Genomic DNA, 14,164 nt, shown 5'->3' with positions numbered 1-14,164 from the left:
GCATGACCCGGAAATCGGCATTCCAGCATCATCGGTTACTCCGCCCCGCCACCCTCTGGACGGTATTTGCCGTAGTCCACCTGGGCTTCCTTGCCGCCCTCGCCACCCGCATCCTGGGCGGGGACGTCCTCAGTGATGTGGGCTTCTACCGGCTGTGGGCGTTCTCGGGAATCCAGAACGGCTACTGGGTCGGGATTGACGGCGGCTGGGTCTATCCCATAGCGGCGCTCATACCGATGGTCCTGTCAGCGGCCTTTGGCTACGATGCCTACCAGTTCACCTGGTTCCTGCTCTTCACCGCCCTGAACGCGGCCGGCGTCGCGGTCCTTGCCCGGCGCGCCGGGACCCAGGGCATCGCGTCCGCCTACTGGTGGCTGGCCGTCACTGCACTGCTCGGCCCGGTTGCCGTGGGGCGCGTGGACGGACTTACCGCACCGCTGGTGATCATGGGCCTGCTCTTCCTTGCCACCCGTCCCGTCCTTGCCTCGGCCCTGCTGTCGCTGGCCACCTGGATCAAGGTCTGGCCCGCCGCCGTGATCCTCGCGGTGCTCGTGGCGTGGAAGAAACGCCTCACCCTGCTGGCCACCGGTGCCGCCGTGTCGGCGGTCATTGCCGTCGCCGTGGCACTGTCCGGCGGCCTTTCCCACCTGCTGAGCTTCATCGGTGAACAGGGCGCCCGCGGCATGCAGATGGAAGCGCCGTTCACCACGCCGGGGCTCTGGCAGGCGATCCTCGGATCCTCCGACGCGTACATTTTCGAAGACAAGGTCATCAACACCCGCGAAGTCCGCGGCGCCCTCGGCGAGCCCGTGGCCGCGCTGATGACGCCGCTGCTGGCGCTGGCTGCCCTCGCCGTCGTCGGACTGCTCATCTGGGCGCTGCGCCGCGGGGCCGATTCGCGTGCCCTGCTGATCTCCGGCTCGCTGGCACTGGTGAGCGCGTTCATTGTGTTCAACAAGGTGGGGTCGCCGCAGTTCATGCTGTGGCTGGGCGCCGTGGTCGCCGTCGGACTGGCCTGGGAAGGCAAGGCTTGGAAGGTGCCCGGGGTACTTATGCCGGCGATTGCCGCGCTGACCACGCTGGTCTATCCGATGTTCTACTCTGCCCTGTACAACGACCTGAACATTGCCGTGGCCCTGCTCCTGACCGCCCGCAACATCCTGCTGCTGGTGCTCTTCGGCTGGTCGGTGGCCCGGGTCATCCGCCTTACCCGGGCCGGCGGCGACAGCCTCAGTGCGTCCGCAGTTCGCCCGGAGCAGGCTCCGTAAGCTTTTTGCGGAACAGGACCTTGGTCTTGGGATCCAGGAAGATCAGGTAGAGGGCGAAGCCCAGCGCGATCACGGCGGCGATCTGGCGGGCCGCGCTGAGGCTGAACTCGAAGTAGGGCCAGATATCGAGCTGGTCGCTGATGGCGTAGACCATAAAGAACGAAACAAACAGGTACAGCGTCTTCACCTGCCAGTCATCCCGCAGGCCCGTCACGGCGAACAGCGGGATGAGCCACACGACGTACCAGGACTGGATCATCGGTGCCAGCATCACGATGGCGGCGAAGGCCAGCGCCAGCCGCCTGATCAGGCGGCTGTACTGCCCCACGAACATCTGCCACAGCACAATCCCCACGGAGGCCACGCGTCCGATCGTGTGGACAATGTCGGCCAGGGTCCAGCCCGGCAGTCCCAAGGCGTTGCCCAGCGTTGCCACCAGCATGCCGGCGAAGCCCACCGGGGCGTACCAGATCCAGACACTTCCGGGCGTACTCAGGGCGCCCACCCAGCCGAAGCCGAAGCCGTTGATCAGGCCCATGATCCACAGCAGGCCCAGGGAAATGCCCGCAGTCATGAACCAGTAGGCAAACTTCCGCCGCCATGACGCGTTCTTTCCGGCCCACAGCAGGCCGATAAACGGAAGGAAAATGATGGTGATCGGCTTGATGCCGATGGACAGGGTCACCAGCAGGATGCCGGCGAGGGCCCGGTTGGTCGCGGCCAGATACAGTCCGGCCAGTGCCAGGCCGATCATCAGGGCATCGTTATGGACTGCGGCGATGAAATTCACCAGGAACAGCGGGTTGGCTGCGGTCAGCCAGAGGGCACGGTTCGGGTTGATGCCGTGCAGCTCGGCCAGCTTCGGCACGTAATAGACGCAGAGCGCGACGCCGATCAGCGCTATCAGCCGGAACAGCAGGATCGAGAACTCAGGCTGGCCGCCGGTAATCCGGACCACGAGTTCCTCGATCCAGAGGAAGACCGGTCCGTAAGGGGTGGGGCTTTGGGCCCAGAGATCATCTGCGCCGAGCTGCAGGTAGTTGGAGATCTGGGAGTAGCCGTCCTTGTACGGGTTCAACCCGCTGACCATCACCAGCCCCTGGGCGATGTAGGCGAAGACATCGCGGCTGAACAGCGGCAGGGCAACGCACATGGGTGCCGACCATGCGATCACGGCGCGCAGTACCACCGGACGCGATTCCGGGCCCCAGCACCCCTTCATCCGCTGGCCAAGCCGCAGCCAGGACCGCACCAGGAGCATCCCGCCCGTTGCCAGCATCAGCACAGCGGCCACGGCGCCGATGGGCTGATCGAAGCGCATCCAGATAATCAGCGGATTGCTCCGGAGAGCGGCGGAATCGAGCGACAGCCAGCCCACGCCGAATGATCCGAAGAGGATCAAAAGGGAACCGATGAACCCCTGCAGGATCGCGATGTTGGGGCGGTCGGCTTTCGCTATCTCCGTGCCAGGAGACGAAGGCTCGGTCGCGGGGACCTGGGCGGTCATCTACGTGGTTCCAATCTCTGGGTGACACTGTGTCCTGCGGGCCTGTCGGCAGTCAGGGTCCGGTACCTGCTTCGAATGCGGGCATGAAAATGCCCGGGTACCGTAACAGGCTGATATTAGCACCGGGCCCTGCGCTTGCCCGGGTCGTAGCCGACGCGGCCGCCGTCAATCCTGTGAGCCGGACCACTGTCGCTTACACTGGTGTTTCTGTTGTGACAAACGAGGCAAGGCGGTATTGGCTGTGGGGCGCCACCGGGCAACAAAGATAAACAAACCCGTAAGGATCCGGGTTGCGGCAGCGCGGCCCGCACTACCGCAGGGACGCAGTCCGGAACTGCTGGCGTGGGGTGTCTTCCTCACTGCCGTTGCCGTCGTCGCCATGCTGTGGGTCGAGGTGCCTTGGGGCACCGTGACCGCCGCGTCGGCGCTGCTGTTCCTCGCTTTCGGGCTCAGCTGGCTCTTCGCTCCGCCGCGTACGACGACGGCGGCAGCCTCCGCAGTTCCCGCTCAGGCCCTGCCGGCTCCGGCGGTGCGTGCTCGGGCGGCTCCGGCAATCGTTCCCTCGCCCGCCCCGCCCACGGCTGCAGTTGCATCTCCCCCATCCGCTGGAGCGGCCGCTGCGCATGCCCGTCCCCGCTCCGCAGACCGGGCCCGAAATGCGCCGCACGGACGGCGTGCTGCCGCCGCCCCGGTTTTGATGCCCGCCGAACCGAGCCGCTGGACCCGTACCTTCGGACCGCCCGACACCGGCCAGATTCCCCTGCAGCCCTACCTGTCCGGCGTGCCGGCAAGCTACGCCACCGCTGACAACGCCCTTCCGGACCGGCGCCAGCGCAGCCACTCCAGCCTTTAGCCTCCGGACCCTTTCCAGGGACCAGGTGGTCGAAAGCGGTACATTGGAGGAGTGCCAATAACAAATGAACGTATGGTCTGGATCGACTGCGAAATGACCGGTCTGGACATCAAGAACGACGCCCTGATCGAAGTGGCCGTCCTCGTCACGGACTCCGAGCTGAACATCCTCGGCGACGGCGTGGACGTGGTCATCAAGCCCGATGACGCCTCGCTGGCGCAGATGGGTGACTTTGTGCGCCAGATGCACACCACCTCCAAGCTCCTGGACGAACTGCCCAACGGCATCACCATGGCCGAGGCCGAGGCCGCCGTCGTCGAATACATCACCAAGTGGGTGCCCGAGCCCAAGAAAGCGCAGCTCGCCGGCAACTCCGTGGGGACGGACAAGATGTTCCTGGCCCGCGACATGCCCGAAGTGATCGATTACCTGCACTACCGGATCATCGATGTATCCACCATCAAGGAGCTGGCCCGCCGCTGGTATCCGAGGGCCTACTTCCAGGCGCCGGCGAAGAACGGCGGCCACCGTGCCCTCGGTGATATCCGCGATTCCATCAATGAGCTGCGCTACTACCGCGAGGCTGTTTTCGTCCCCGCGCCGGGGCCGGATTCCGCCACTGCGAAGAAGATTGCCGCAGGAATTTCGAGTTAGCTCCATCACAAAAGTGCTGCTCGGCGCCGGACGTGTCAAAAGCACTCCAAAAACCGTGTAAGCTTGATTCCGCTGCCTCAGATAAATGAGTCCGCAAGACCACTCGCCTGGACTTCGCGGATGAACGTTTGAGGCACATGGTGGGTATAGCTCAGTTGGCAGAGCGCCTGGTTGTGGTCCAGGAGGTCGCGGGTTCAACCCCCGTTACTCACCCCAATGAGGCTGGCGGTTCCAGCTTCGAAAGGCCGCCTCGGATTAGTCCGGGGCGGCCTTTTATGTTTGTGTTTCACTGTTAGCGGTGCAGTGCCTAATGCACGGCGCCCGTGGGCAATGGCCCGCACTGAACCCCATACGCCTATGCGTGGCTTATCAATGAGGAGGCGCCGCCTTGGAGCGCAGACTGTTCGAAGAGGACCATGAGCTGTTCCGGGAAGTCGTCCGGGAATTCGATGCCCGCGAAGTCGCCGCCGGATACCCGGAATGGGACGCCGCGCACATGATGCCCCGCCGGCTCTGGAAAGCCGCCGGCGAACAGGGCCTGCTCGGCCTGGCCGTCCCCGAGGAATTCGGCGGCGCCGGCATGCCGGATTACCGCTTCCGCGCCGTGATGGACGAGGAATTTGCCCGCTCCAACCACCTCGCCGTCGGCCTCGCCTTCCATCTGCATGACGACATGGTCCTCCCCCACCTGCTGGCCTACGGCTCCGACGAGCTGAAGGAACACTGGCTGCCCGGCATGGTGTCCGGAGATCTGGTCACCTCGGTGGCCTGGACCGAGCCCGGAGCGGGCAGCGACCTCCGGGGCATCCGCACCAAGGCGGTCCGCACCGACGACGGCGACTGGCGCCTCAGCGGCCAGAAGACCTTCATCGGCAACGGCATCAGCGGCGATGCGTCCCTGGTCCTTGCCCGGACGGACGGCGGCACCGGCCGCGGACAGCGCGATTCGTTCAGCATGTTCATGGTGGAGAAAACCGAGGGCTACAGCACCGGCCGCCAGCTCGACAAGATGGGCCTGAAGGCCTCCGACACCGCTGAACTGTTCTTCGACGATGTTCACGTCCCGGCCGCCAACCTTGTGGGCGACGTCGGCCGCGGGCTGGAGTACGCCGAGGGGCAGCTTCCCCAGGGCCGGCTGGCCATCGCCGTCGCCTCCTCCGCCGTCGCCCGCCAGGTCTACGAAGCCACCGTGGAATACACCAAGAACCGCAACGCCTTCGGGGACCGGATCGCCGACTTCCAGAACAGCCGTTTTGCACTGGCGGACATCCTCACCGAGGTTGAAGTCACCGAAGCCTACGTCGATTCGGCCATCCTTGCGTTCAATGAAGGAAAGCTCGACGCCGTCTCGGCCGCCAAGGCCAAGCTCTGGGCCAGCGAACGGGCCAAGTCCATCACGGACCGCTGCCTGCAGCTGCACGGCGGCTACGGCTACATCCTGGAATACCCGGTGGCCCAGGTCTTCCTGGCCGCCCGCCTGCTGACCATCTTCGGCGGCACCAGCGAAATCATGCGGGAAGTCATCGGACGCGGCATCGTCCGCTGAGCCCGGTTCCCGGCACCAACACCACGAGAGAAAGACAGTAATGACCGTTCGTCCCATCGTCATCCACGGAGAACCCGTACTGCACCGCAGGGCGGCCGAGGTGGAAGAGTTCAATGACGAGCTGCGCACCTTGGTTGCCGATATGTTCGAAACGATGGACGTCGCCAACGGCGTCGGCCTCGCAGCCCCGCAGATCGGCGTCGGCCTGCGTCTGTTCACCTTCGACTATGAGAACGACGACGACGCTCCGAACCGCGGCGTCGTCATCAACCCGGTCCTGATCACGTCCAAGATCCCGGGCTCCGCCCCCGATCCGGACGAAACCTCCGAAGGCTGCCTCTCCGTACCCGGCGAGAATTTCCCGGTGAACCGGGCCGAATGGGCGAAGATCAGCGGCTTCGACGAGTTCGGCGCGCCCGTGCAGTTCGAGGCGACCGACTGGTTTGCCCGCGTCCTGCAGCACGAGTACGACCACCTCGACGGCAAGCTCTACGTGGACCGGCTTACCGACCGCTGGAGCCGCAAGGCGCGGAAGGTGATGAAGGCGCAGGGCTGGACCGTCCCGGGCCATACCTGGATGCCGGGTGTGGACCCGGACCCCTTCGGCCACTGAGTCCTTCTGTACCGACACCGCCCGTAACGCACGAAGGGCCCGCAGGAAATCTCCTGCGGGCCCTTCGTGATTTAAGCTCGCTGCGCGTTGCCGGCCCTTAGCCGGCGATGGCTGCCAGCGACTGTGCCTTGGGGAAAGCCGGCGGGTTGACGTGCGCCATCTCCTCCAGGACCCGGACCACCTGGCAGCTGTACCCGAATTCGTTGTCGTACCAGACGTACAGCACGAGGTTCTTGCCGTTGGAAATGGTCGCGAGACCGTCCACGATCCCGGCGCGCTTGGAACCCACGAAGTCGCTGGACACCACCTCGGGCGAGGCGATGTAGTCGATCTGCTTGTGCAGCGGAGAGTTCAACGAGGTTTCGCGCAGGAAGGCGTTCACTTCGTCCCTGGTGGCGGCGCTCTCCAGGTTCAGGTTGAGGATGGCCATCGACACGTCCGGGGTGGGTACGCGGATCGCGTTGCCGCTGAGCTTGCCTTCCAGCTCCGGCAGTGCCTTGGCAACCGCCTTCGCGGCGCCGGTTTCCGTGATGACCATGTTCAGCGCCGCGGAGCGCCCGCGCCGGTCGCCGTTGTGGAAGTTGTCGATCAGGTTCTGGTCATTGGTGAAGGAATGCACCGTTTCCACGTGCCCGTTCACAATGCCGTACTTGTCGTTGAGGACCTTGAGCACCGGGGTGATGGCGTTGGTGGTGCAGGAGGCAGCCGTAATGATCCGGTCCTCGTCCGTGATGGACCCGTGGTTGATCCCGTGCACGATGTTCTTCAGGTTCCCCTTGCCCGGTGCGGTCAGCAGCACCCGGGACACACCCTTCGCGGCCAGGTGCTGGGACAGGCCTTCCTCATCGCGCCAGCGGCCGGTGTTGTCCACCACCACCGCATCGTTGATGCCGTACGCCATGTAATCCACGGTCGCCGGATCGTTCGAGTAAATGACCTGGATCAGGGTTCCGTTGGCGAGGATGGTGTTTTTTTCTTCGTCCACCGTGATGGTGCCGTTGAAGGCCCCGTGGACCGAGTCCCGGCGCAGCAGGCTGGCGCGCTTCACGAGATCGTTTTCGGAGCCCTTCCGCACTACGATCGCGCGCAGCCGCAGGCCCTGCCCGCCGCCTGCTTTCTCCACGAGGATCCGGGCCAGGAGCCGTCCGATGCGGCCAAAGCCGTAGAGGACGACGTCGGTGCTCGTCCGCTCGTCGGCTCCGCTCTTGCCGGCGACGTCGGCCAGTTCGGCGCGCAGGAAGTCGTTGAGGTCCCCGCCCTGCTCCTTGTACTTGTTGCTCAGCCTGGCCAGGTCCACGGACGCGGCACCCAGTTCCAGCTCGGTCAGGGCCCGGAGCAACGGGTAGGTCTCTGCGACCGGGAGTTCGGTTTCGTCGATCTGGCGGGCGAACCGGTGCGCCTTCAGGATGTCGATAACCGACTTGTTGACGAGTGGACGCCCATAGACCGAGGTCACCACGCTGTTTTCCCGGTAGAGCCGCCCGATCAGCGGAATCATGGCCTCGGCGAGGGCCTCCCGATCCATCCAGGCATCAAGGCACGTATCCGAATTGGAGCTCACAGAACTTCACATCCTTTTCTCAGCCGGCACTGCGTTGTGCCGGTTGGGCGGTAATCCCTACCAGTGTATTAGGACACATCAACCCCGCCGGACCCACGGCTGAGAGATCAGTCACATTCAGGAGGTCTGCAGGCCGCTTTCGGCACGGTCGCCTGCCGGACCTTCCGCTCGCGGGGGTTCCAGGTCCGCAAGATCCCTTACCCGGCGCAGCGGGCCGAAGACAGCGGCCAGCGGGGCAAGCGCGGCCACGAGGATCCCGGTCAGGATCGCTCCCCGGATATCCATCACCTCGACCAGCAGCCCGGCGGCAAATGCCGCGACGGCGAGCATGCCCCAGGTCACCATCCGCTGGGCGGAGCCGAGGCGGCCGAGCATCTGCGGCGGGCAGACCCGCTGGCGGAAGGTCGTGGAGACGACAATGTTCAAGGCAATGGAAAAGCCCGCGATGAAGAGTCCGACAAAGCCGGCAGTCATTCCCCAGCCCGGAGAGATGAACAGCAGGGTCGCGTATCCGCCTACTACCGGGAACATCGAATACCGCCACACCCGCCCGGAGCCGAGACGGCCGGTGATCCACTTGGTGGACAAGCCGCCGATGGTTCCCCCCACCGCCGTAGCTGCCGTCAGGAGGCCCAGCATGCCCGGAGACTCTCCGAGGGAACGGATCACCAGCAGGACCAGCAGCGACACCACGATGTTGCCGCCGAGGTTCCAGAGCGCGCCGGTGATGAGCAGCACGCGCAGGGGCACGGTACTGAAGGTGTAGCGCAGTCCCTCCCCCATGTCCCGGAAAACCCTCCGGTCCTTCGGGCGGTCGGGACGGGCCTCGGCAACGTCGAGCCTGAGAATCGCCGTCAGGGAGGCAAAGGACGCGGCGACCTGCAGCAGCAAAGCATTGGATGCCCCCCAGGCATCCGTGACCCAGCCGCCCACGGCCCGGCCGCCGGCGTCGCCAAGGGCACCGGAACCCGTCATGAGCCCGTTGCCCTCCACCAGTTCCTCGCGGTCCACCGCGGCAGGCATGAGTGCCTGCTCGGCAAGGGTAAAGAACACTGCTGCGAGTCCTGCGCCGAAAGACACCGCGAATAACTGGGTAACCGTGAGCGCCCCCAGCCACCAGGCCACCGGCAGGCTGGCCAGCAGCAGTGTCCGTACGGCAAGCGAAACCACTATCAGCGGGCGGCGCCGGTGCCTGTCCACCAGCACGCCGATAGGCAGCGCGAACAGGAGCCAGGGAAGAAAGGTCATACCGGAAAGGACGGCAACCGTGGAGTTCGAGGCATCCAGTTCCGTCACCGCTATCACCGGCAGGGCCACGCTGGTTACGGCAGTGCCGAATATTCCGGCGGTTGAAGAGATCCACAGCCGTCGGAAATTCGCATTTCGCAGAACCAGGGGCTTCCTTGCCGCCTCCGTGTGGGACATTGCCACAGACTAGCCCAGCACCGGTTGAATAAAACGAGTCAACGTGCCGGAAAAGGAATATTGCACGAAAGCTTTGCCAAGAGTGCGGAAATCTTTGGCTGCTCCGCACGGCCGCGGGTTTTGTGCGGAAGTATGTGGACGGGTTGGCCGATAAGCCGGGTTTTGTACGCCCGGACCGTTACCGGACCGGGAGCGGCAATCATCCATCTAGGGCCGCCGTTGCCGGCTGCCTCAAGCGGCCTACCCGGACACATCGGGCGGGCAGCCCTCAAACGTGTCCTGTATGGCCTTGCTCCGGGTGGGGTTTACCTAGCCGTCCCGGTCACCCGGGACGCTGGTGGTCTCTTACACCGCCTTTTCACCCTTACCTGCTCAGGCTGCAAAGCAGCTTTAGCCGGCGGTTTCCTTTCTGTGGCACTGGCCTGCGGGTTTCCCCGAGTGGGCGTTACCCACCACCCTGCCCTGCGGAGCCCGGACTTTCCTCGGCGGCTGCGGTTTCCTCGAAGGAGTCCGCGCCGACGCGATTGCCTGGCCAACCCGTCCACAGTCAACTCTACCGTCCCGGAGGCGCTGCCCGGTCCGGACCTGCGCCGGCCGGCTCGCGTAGGATTAACCGGTGCTGATTCTGCTCCCGCCCTCCGAAGGAAAAACCCCTGCAGCGTCCGGGCCGCCCCTGGACCCGTCCCGGCTGCATTTCCCCTTGCTTTCCGAGCCCCGCTCGCTGGTACTCAAGGCCCTGGCCGAAGCCAGCGGCTCCGAAAATGCCCTGGCTGTCTTGGGGGTGGGGGCAACCCTGGCCCCGGAAGTACGGCGCAATACCGCCTTGGACACCGAGCCCTGCGCACCCGCGCACCGGGTCTACACGGGTGTGTTGTACGACGCGCTGGGCTACGCCTCGCTCCCGCCGGCGGTGCAGCGGCGTGCAGACGATGCCGTGCTGGTGATGTCCGCCCTGTGGGGTGCCCTCGGCTTTGCGGATCCGATTCCGGCCTACCGGCTCTCGATGTCAGTGCGGCTTCCCGAGACCGGGCGCCTTGCCGCCTTCTGGAAGCAGCACCTGACCGGTCCGCTGGACGAGTACGCCGGGGATTCACTGGTGGTGGACTGCCGCTCCAGCACCTATGCGGCGGCTTGGGCGCCGGATCCGCAGCGCACGGCGGCGGTTAACGTATTTACCGTCCGCGACGGCCAACGCAAAGTGGTTTCGCACTTCGCCAAGCACACCCGCGGCGAGCTGGCCCGCCATCTGCTCCTGCGCACCGGCACGGAGCCGGCGACGCCGCAGGACCTGCTGGCTGCTGCACAGGAAAAGTGGGAGGCCGAGCTGGTGGCCCCGGCAGGCCGGAAGCCGTACCAGCTCAACCTCATCCTGGCCGGATAGCGCCCTACCCGGCCACCAGTTCCACTTCGAAACCCTCTTCGTTTTCCAGGTACGCGGCGCAGTGCTCCGCTCCCCCGGCGTGGGGATGCCGGTCCGCGAACATCAGGGTCCAGCCGTGGCTGGCCGCACGCCGTGCCAGGAGTTCGACGTCGGCCTCCGAACCGGCGCAGAACGCGAGGTGGTTCAGTCCGGGCCGCTTCCGGGAATAGGGACCGCGTTCGACGTCGGGGCCTTCCTCGAGCACGATGTAGCCCTCGGCGCCCTGCCAGCTCGCACCGGTGGTCCAGGTGTCCTTCCGGACGTAGCCCACCCGTTCCAGCAGCCAGCCCAGCGACTTTTCCGCCGCAGCGAAGTCGTTGACCCAGATCTCCGTGTGATGCAGCCGTCCCGTGGGGGCGGCCGCAGGAGCAGGAGACGACGCCGCTTCGAGTACCGCCGCGGCGGCGGCTGCCTTGGTATCCGCACCGGCGCGCGGCTTCCACGGAATGCCGGCCGTGCCTGCGTCCATTGCCTCATTGGACAACCGGTCCGCGTCCTTGTTCAGTTCCCGCGGAATCCACTGGTATTTCACCCGCTGCGGATTGACGATGGAACGTGCCTTCGCCGCAAGCTTCTGCATGTCGGCATGCTTGATCTTCCAGCGGCCGCTCATCTGCTCGACCACGAGCTTGGAATCCATCTTCGCCAGGATCCAGCAGTCCGGGTCGATGCTGTGCGCCAGCTCCAGGGCCGCGATAAGGCCTGAATACTCGGCAACGTTATTGGACACCCGGCCCACGTATTCGGCTTTTTCAGCCAGGATGCGGCCGGTGTCAGGATCGCGGACCAGCGCACCGTAACCGGCAATACCCGGATTGCCCCGCGACCCCCCGTCGGCTTCCACGATCAGGGTCCGCCGGGAGCTGCCGGCGGAGGCGCGGCGGGGTTCCTCGCCGGAGTCAGGCTCCGGGTCAAACAATGTCACCGCTTAGCTGCCCCACTCGGCAGAGCGGACCAGGATGCAGCCCGAATCCGGGCAGAACACAATCTCGTCTTCGGCAGCCTTGCGGATGTCAGCAAGGTCACCGGGGCTCAGCTGCATGCCCGAGCCCTCGGAGGTGCCGTGGAAGAGCCGCGCGGCGCCGATGCCGTGCTTTGACAAGGTCTTTTCGTAGACGGCAAGCAGCGCAGTATCGAAGCTGTCGGCCAGCTCTGCACGGCGGGCTTCGGCGTCGGAGCTGTCGGCAGCAATGACGGCGAGTTCGGCGTCGCGCTTCTCCTCCAGTTCCCGGCGCTTCCCGTGCAGGGATGTCAGTGCTTCACCGGCTTCGGCTTCGCGGGTGCGGGCAGCCTCAAGCCGTTCCATCACGTCGAGTTCGACGTCTTCAAGGTCGGACCGGCGGCGTTCGAGGGAAACGATTTCCGCCTGCAGCGCCGTGAGCTCCTTGGAGCCGCCCTTGCCGCTGTCCAGGTGCTGCTGGTCACGGGCCATCCGTGCGACAACGGATGCTACGTCCGCTTCGGCGCGGGTGAGCTCACGTTCGATGTCGGCCACTTCCGTGCCGGCTGCGACGCGTGCGCTTTCAGCTGCGGCGACGGCACCGGCCAGGGACGCGATCTCGGGATTGTTGCTAACGTTGCGGGCCTGATTGCGCAGGGACTTGATCCTGCTGTCCAGGGCCTGCAGATCCAGCAGCCTCAGCTGCTCCGCGGGCGATGCTTTTGCCACCGGTTACCTCCGTGTATATCCGGGCCTGCCTGGCCCGGCTCTCCTAAGCCTATGCCACCGCCGGGGATCACTTCAGCCTACGGCGTCAGCACGAAGTCCCACGGATCCGTGTTCACGCCGCTGACGCGCACGTCAGCGGCGAAGCCCTGGTCCGTCAGGACGTTTTCGAGGGCGTTCGCGGCCGGCGTCAGCCACAGCCATTCGCTGCCGAAGTGGGAGACGTCCATGAGGTACGGACGGCCGTTTCCGGCAGAGGCACGCTCCCGCAGCTCCGACGCCGGATGGTGGCGCAGGTCCGCGGTGACGTAGACGTCGGCACGCTGGGCCCGGACGGCGTCGAACAGGCTGTCGCCGGCTCCGCCGCAGACGGCTACCCGGCGGACCATGCCCTGCGGGTCGCCCGCCACGCGGACGCCGCCGGCGACGGCGGGCAGGAGGCTGAAGACGCGCTCGGCGAAGTCCGCAAGCGACAGCATCTCGGGAAGATCCCCGACCCGGCCGATTCCCTCTTCGGGCAGGCCTTCCGCGGCGGGAACCAGCGGGCTGACGTTCCGGAGCCCGAAGGCATCTGCGAGCACGTCGGACACGCCGCCGACGGCGCTGTCGCCGTTGGTATGCACCGTCAACAGTGCGCAGCCGCCCTCGATCAGCCGGTGCACGACGTCGCCCTTGAACGAATTGGCAGCTACGGAGTTCACCGGTTTCAGCAGCAGGGGGTGATGGGTGACGAGCAGATCCGCTCCCCATTCAAGGGCCTCGTCGATGACCTCACGGGTGGGATCAACCGCGAACAGGATCCGCCGGACCTCCCGGTCGCCGCGGCCTGCAACCAGGCCGGGCGCGTCCCAGTCCTCGGCCAGTGATTCGGGCCAGAGCTCTTCGGCTGCCAGGAGTACGTCGCCAAGGGTGGGTGTGTCGCTGCCGCCGGTGGCCTGGTCAGGTTCAGTGTCCGCGCCGGCGCGCTCGTGGGGGTGATCCGCTTCCATGACTTTAGTTCTACCCGCTGCCGTTGCCGTGCTCAATTCCGCCGCGCCTGCCGTGACGGAACGAACACCGCCGCACCCGGTTACCGGACATCGGGAATCAAAGCGGGACCTGATGCCTTGTTAAGGGCATGAAGACGTATGTATTAGGCGGAGGCTGCTTTTGGTGCCTCGATGCTCTTTACCGCAAGGTCCGCGGCGTAACCGACGTAGTTTCCGGCTACACAGGGGGCGCGGTGGACAACCCGGACTATGACAGCGTGAGCGCCGGGATCACCGGACACGCAGAAGTAGTGGCCGTGACCTTTGACGAGGACATGATCCCTCCGGAAGTCATCCTGGACATGTTCTTTTCGCAGCATGACCCCACCACCCTGAACCGACAGGGCTACGACGTCGGCACCCAGTACCGGTCCTCGATGTTCTACCGGGACGAGGATCAGCGCAAGGAATTCGAAGCTGCGCTTGAGCGTGCCCGGGAGAACTGGAAGGACCCGATCGTCACCGAGATCGTGCCCCTTCCCCGGTTCTACCCGGCGGAGGATTTCCACCAGGACTTCTACGCCAAGCACCCCGGCCAGGGTTACTGTCAGGTGATCATTAATCCGAAGCTGGCCAAGGCCCGCAAGTATTACTCCGAATGGCTTCAGGACTAAGGCTGTCCG

Annotated in this window: 13 protein-coding genes, 1 tRNA gene and 1 other RNA gene; 8 read left to right on the top strand and 7 right to left on the bottom strand. The window is 65.4% G+C overall.

The annotated features are described in order from the left end of the window. Positions 1 to 2 precede the first annotated feature (2 nt). Complete coding sequence (locus NNX35_RS07170) at positions 3 to 1,268, top strand: glycosyltransferase family 87 protein (RefSeq protein WP_255862882.1); 1,266 nt, start codon at positions 3 to 5, stop codon at positions 1,266 to 1,268. On the opposite strand, the gene mptB is transcribed toward NNX35_RS07170, so the two are convergent. Further along, complete coding sequence (gene mptB / locus NNX35_RS07165; RefSeq protein ID WP_255867373.1) at positions 1,231 to 2,775, bottom strand: polyprenol phosphomannose-dependent alpha 1,6 mannosyltransferase MptB; 1,545 nt, start codon at positions 2,773 to 2,775, stop codon at positions 1,231 to 1,233. The two genes, NNX35_RS07170 and mptB, sit on opposite strands and share 38 nt — an antisense overlap. A 379-nt stretch (positions 2,776 to 3,154) precedes the next feature. Here mptB and NNX35_RS07160 point away from each other — a divergent pair, with 379 nt between their 5' ends. The 5 genes from NNX35_RS07160 to NNX35_RS07140 all read left to right on the top strand — a co-directional run bounded on the left by NNX35_RS07160 (position 3,155) and on the right by NNX35_RS07140 (position 6,441). After that, on the top strand, positions 3,155 to 3,628 hold the full coding sequence (locus NNX35_RS07160) for a hypothetical protein (RefSeq protein ID WP_255867372.1): 474 nt from the start codon (positions 3,155 to 3,157) through the stop codon (positions 3,626 to 3,628). A 51-nt stretch (positions 3,629 to 3,679) separates the two neighbouring features. Then, positions 3,680 to 4,282, top strand: a complete 603-nt coding sequence (orn, locus tag NNX35_RS07155; protein ID WP_255766482.1) for an oligoribonuclease — start codon at positions 3,680 to 3,682, stop codon at positions 4,280 to 4,282. A gap of 140 nt (positions 4,283 to 4,422) precedes the next feature. After that, positions 4,423 to 4,498: transfer RNA gene (locus NNX35_RS07150), tRNA-His, on the top strand. A 172-nt stretch (positions 4,499 to 4,670) separates the two neighbouring features. Continuing rightward, positions 4,671 to 5,828 (top strand): acyl-CoA dehydrogenase family protein, encoded by a 1,158-nt coding sequence (locus NNX35_RS07145; protein ID WP_255867371.1) that lies wholly within the window; start codon positions 4,671 to 4,673, stop codon positions 5,826 to 5,828. Positions 5,829 to 5,868: 40 nt separating this feature from the next. Beyond that, entirely contained in the window at positions 5,869 to 6,441 is a 573-nt protein-coding gene (locus NNX35_RS07140) for a peptide deformylase (RefSeq protein WP_255766484.1), read from the top strand. Positions 6,442 to 6,538: 97 nt separating this feature from the next. On the opposite strand, the gene NNX35_RS07135 is transcribed toward NNX35_RS07140, so the two are convergent. The 3 genes from NNX35_RS07135 to rnpB all read right to left on the bottom strand — a co-directional run bounded on the left by NNX35_RS07135 (position 6,539) and on the right by rnpB (position 9,967). Next, entirely contained in the window at positions 6,539 to 8,002 is a 1,464-nt protein-coding gene (locus NNX35_RS07135; RefSeq protein WP_255867370.1) for a glyceraldehyde-3-phosphate dehydrogenase, read from the bottom strand. A 117-nt stretch (positions 8,003 to 8,119) separates the two neighbouring features. Further along, positions 8,120 to 9,427, bottom strand: coding sequence for an MFS transporter (locus NNX35_RS07130; protein WP_255867369.1), 1,308 nt, complete (start codon positions 9,425 to 9,427; stop codon positions 8,120 to 8,122). A 135-nt stretch (positions 9,428 to 9,562) separates the two neighbouring features. Continuing rightward, positions 9,563 to 9,967: RNase P RNA component class A (gene rnpB, locus NNX35_RS07125), an RNA gene on the bottom strand. Positions 9,968 to 10,043: 76 nt separating this feature from the next. Here rnpB and NNX35_RS07120 point away from each other — a divergent pair. Next, a complete protein-coding gene (locus NNX35_RS07120) occupies positions 10,044 to 10,808 on the top strand; it encodes a YaaA family protein (RefSeq protein ID WP_255862876.1) in 765 nt (254 codons plus the stop codon). A 4-nt stretch (positions 10,809 to 10,812) separates the two neighbouring features. On the opposite strand, the gene NNX35_RS07115 is transcribed toward NNX35_RS07120, so the two are convergent. The 3 genes from NNX35_RS07115 to NNX35_RS07105 form a co-directional block, all read right to left on the bottom strand. Further along, on the bottom strand, positions 10,813 to 11,772 hold the full coding sequence (locus tag NNX35_RS07115) for a reverse transcriptase-like protein (RefSeq protein ID WP_370646987.1): 960 nt from the start codon (positions 11,770 to 11,772) through the stop codon (positions 10,813 to 10,815). Between the two features lie 3 nt (positions 11,773 to 11,775). After that, positions 11,776 to 12,516, bottom strand: coding sequence for a C4-type zinc ribbon domain-containing protein (locus NNX35_RS07110; protein ID WP_255766490.1), 741 nt, complete (start codon positions 12,514 to 12,516; stop codon positions 11,776 to 11,778). 77 nt (positions 12,517 to 12,593) lie between these two features. Further along, on the bottom strand, positions 12,594 to 13,502 hold the full coding sequence (locus tag NNX35_RS07105) for a Nif3-like dinuclear metal center hexameric protein (protein WP_255766491.1): 909 nt from the start codon (positions 13,500 to 13,502) through the stop codon (positions 12,594 to 12,596). Between the two features lie 128 nt (positions 13,503 to 13,630). On the opposite strand from NNX35_RS07105, the gene msrA reads away from it, so the two are divergent. After that, positions 13,631 to 14,155: a peptide-methionine (S)-S-oxide reductase MsrA gene (gene msrA, locus NNX35_RS07100; RefSeq protein ID WP_255862873.1), complete on the top strand. Its 525-nt coding sequence runs from the start codon at positions 13,631 to 13,633 to the stop codon at positions 14,153 to 14,155. The last annotated feature ends 9 nt before the right edge of the window (positions 14,156 to 14,164 follow it).

The sequence above is a fragment of the Arthrobacter sp. zg-Y844 genome, from assembly GCF_024385465.1.
Classification (GTDB): Bacteria; Actinomycetota; Actinomycetes; order Actinomycetales; family Micrococcaceae; genus Arthrobacter_B.
This window is presented reverse-complemented; position numbering and strand designations above follow the sequence as displayed.

What these genes read in the sequence shown, in the direction of transcription:
- NNX35_RS07170 (WP_255862882.1), top strand. Translation starts at nt 3, where the DNA reads ATGACCCGGAAATCGGCATTCCAGCATCATCGGTTACTCCGCCCCGCC.
- mptB (WP_255867373.1), bottom strand. Translation starts at nt 2,775, where the DNA reads ATGACCGCCCAGGTCCCCGCGACCGAGCCTTCGTCTCCTGGCACGGAG.
- NNX35_RS07160 (WP_255867372.1), top strand. Translation starts at nt 3,155, where the DNA reads ATGCTGTGGGTCGAGGTGCCTTGGGGCACCGTGACCGCCGCGTCGGCG.
- NNX35_RS07140 (WP_255766484.1), top strand. Translation starts at nt 5,869, where the DNA reads ATGACCGTTCGTCCCATCGTCATCCACGGAGAACCCGTACTGCACCGC.
- NNX35_RS07130 (WP_255867369.1), bottom strand. Translation starts at nt 9,427, where the DNA reads ATGTCCCACACGGAGGCGGCAAGGAAGCCCCTGGTTCTGCGAAATGCG.
- NNX35_RS07105 (WP_255766491.1), bottom strand. Translation starts at nt 13,502, where the DNA reads ATGGAAGCGGATCACCCCCACGAGCGCGCCGGCGCGGACACTGAACCT.
- msrA (WP_255862873.1), top strand. Translation starts at nt 13,631, where the DNA reads ATGAAGACGTATGTATTAGGCGGAGGCTGCTTTTGGTGCCTCGATGCT.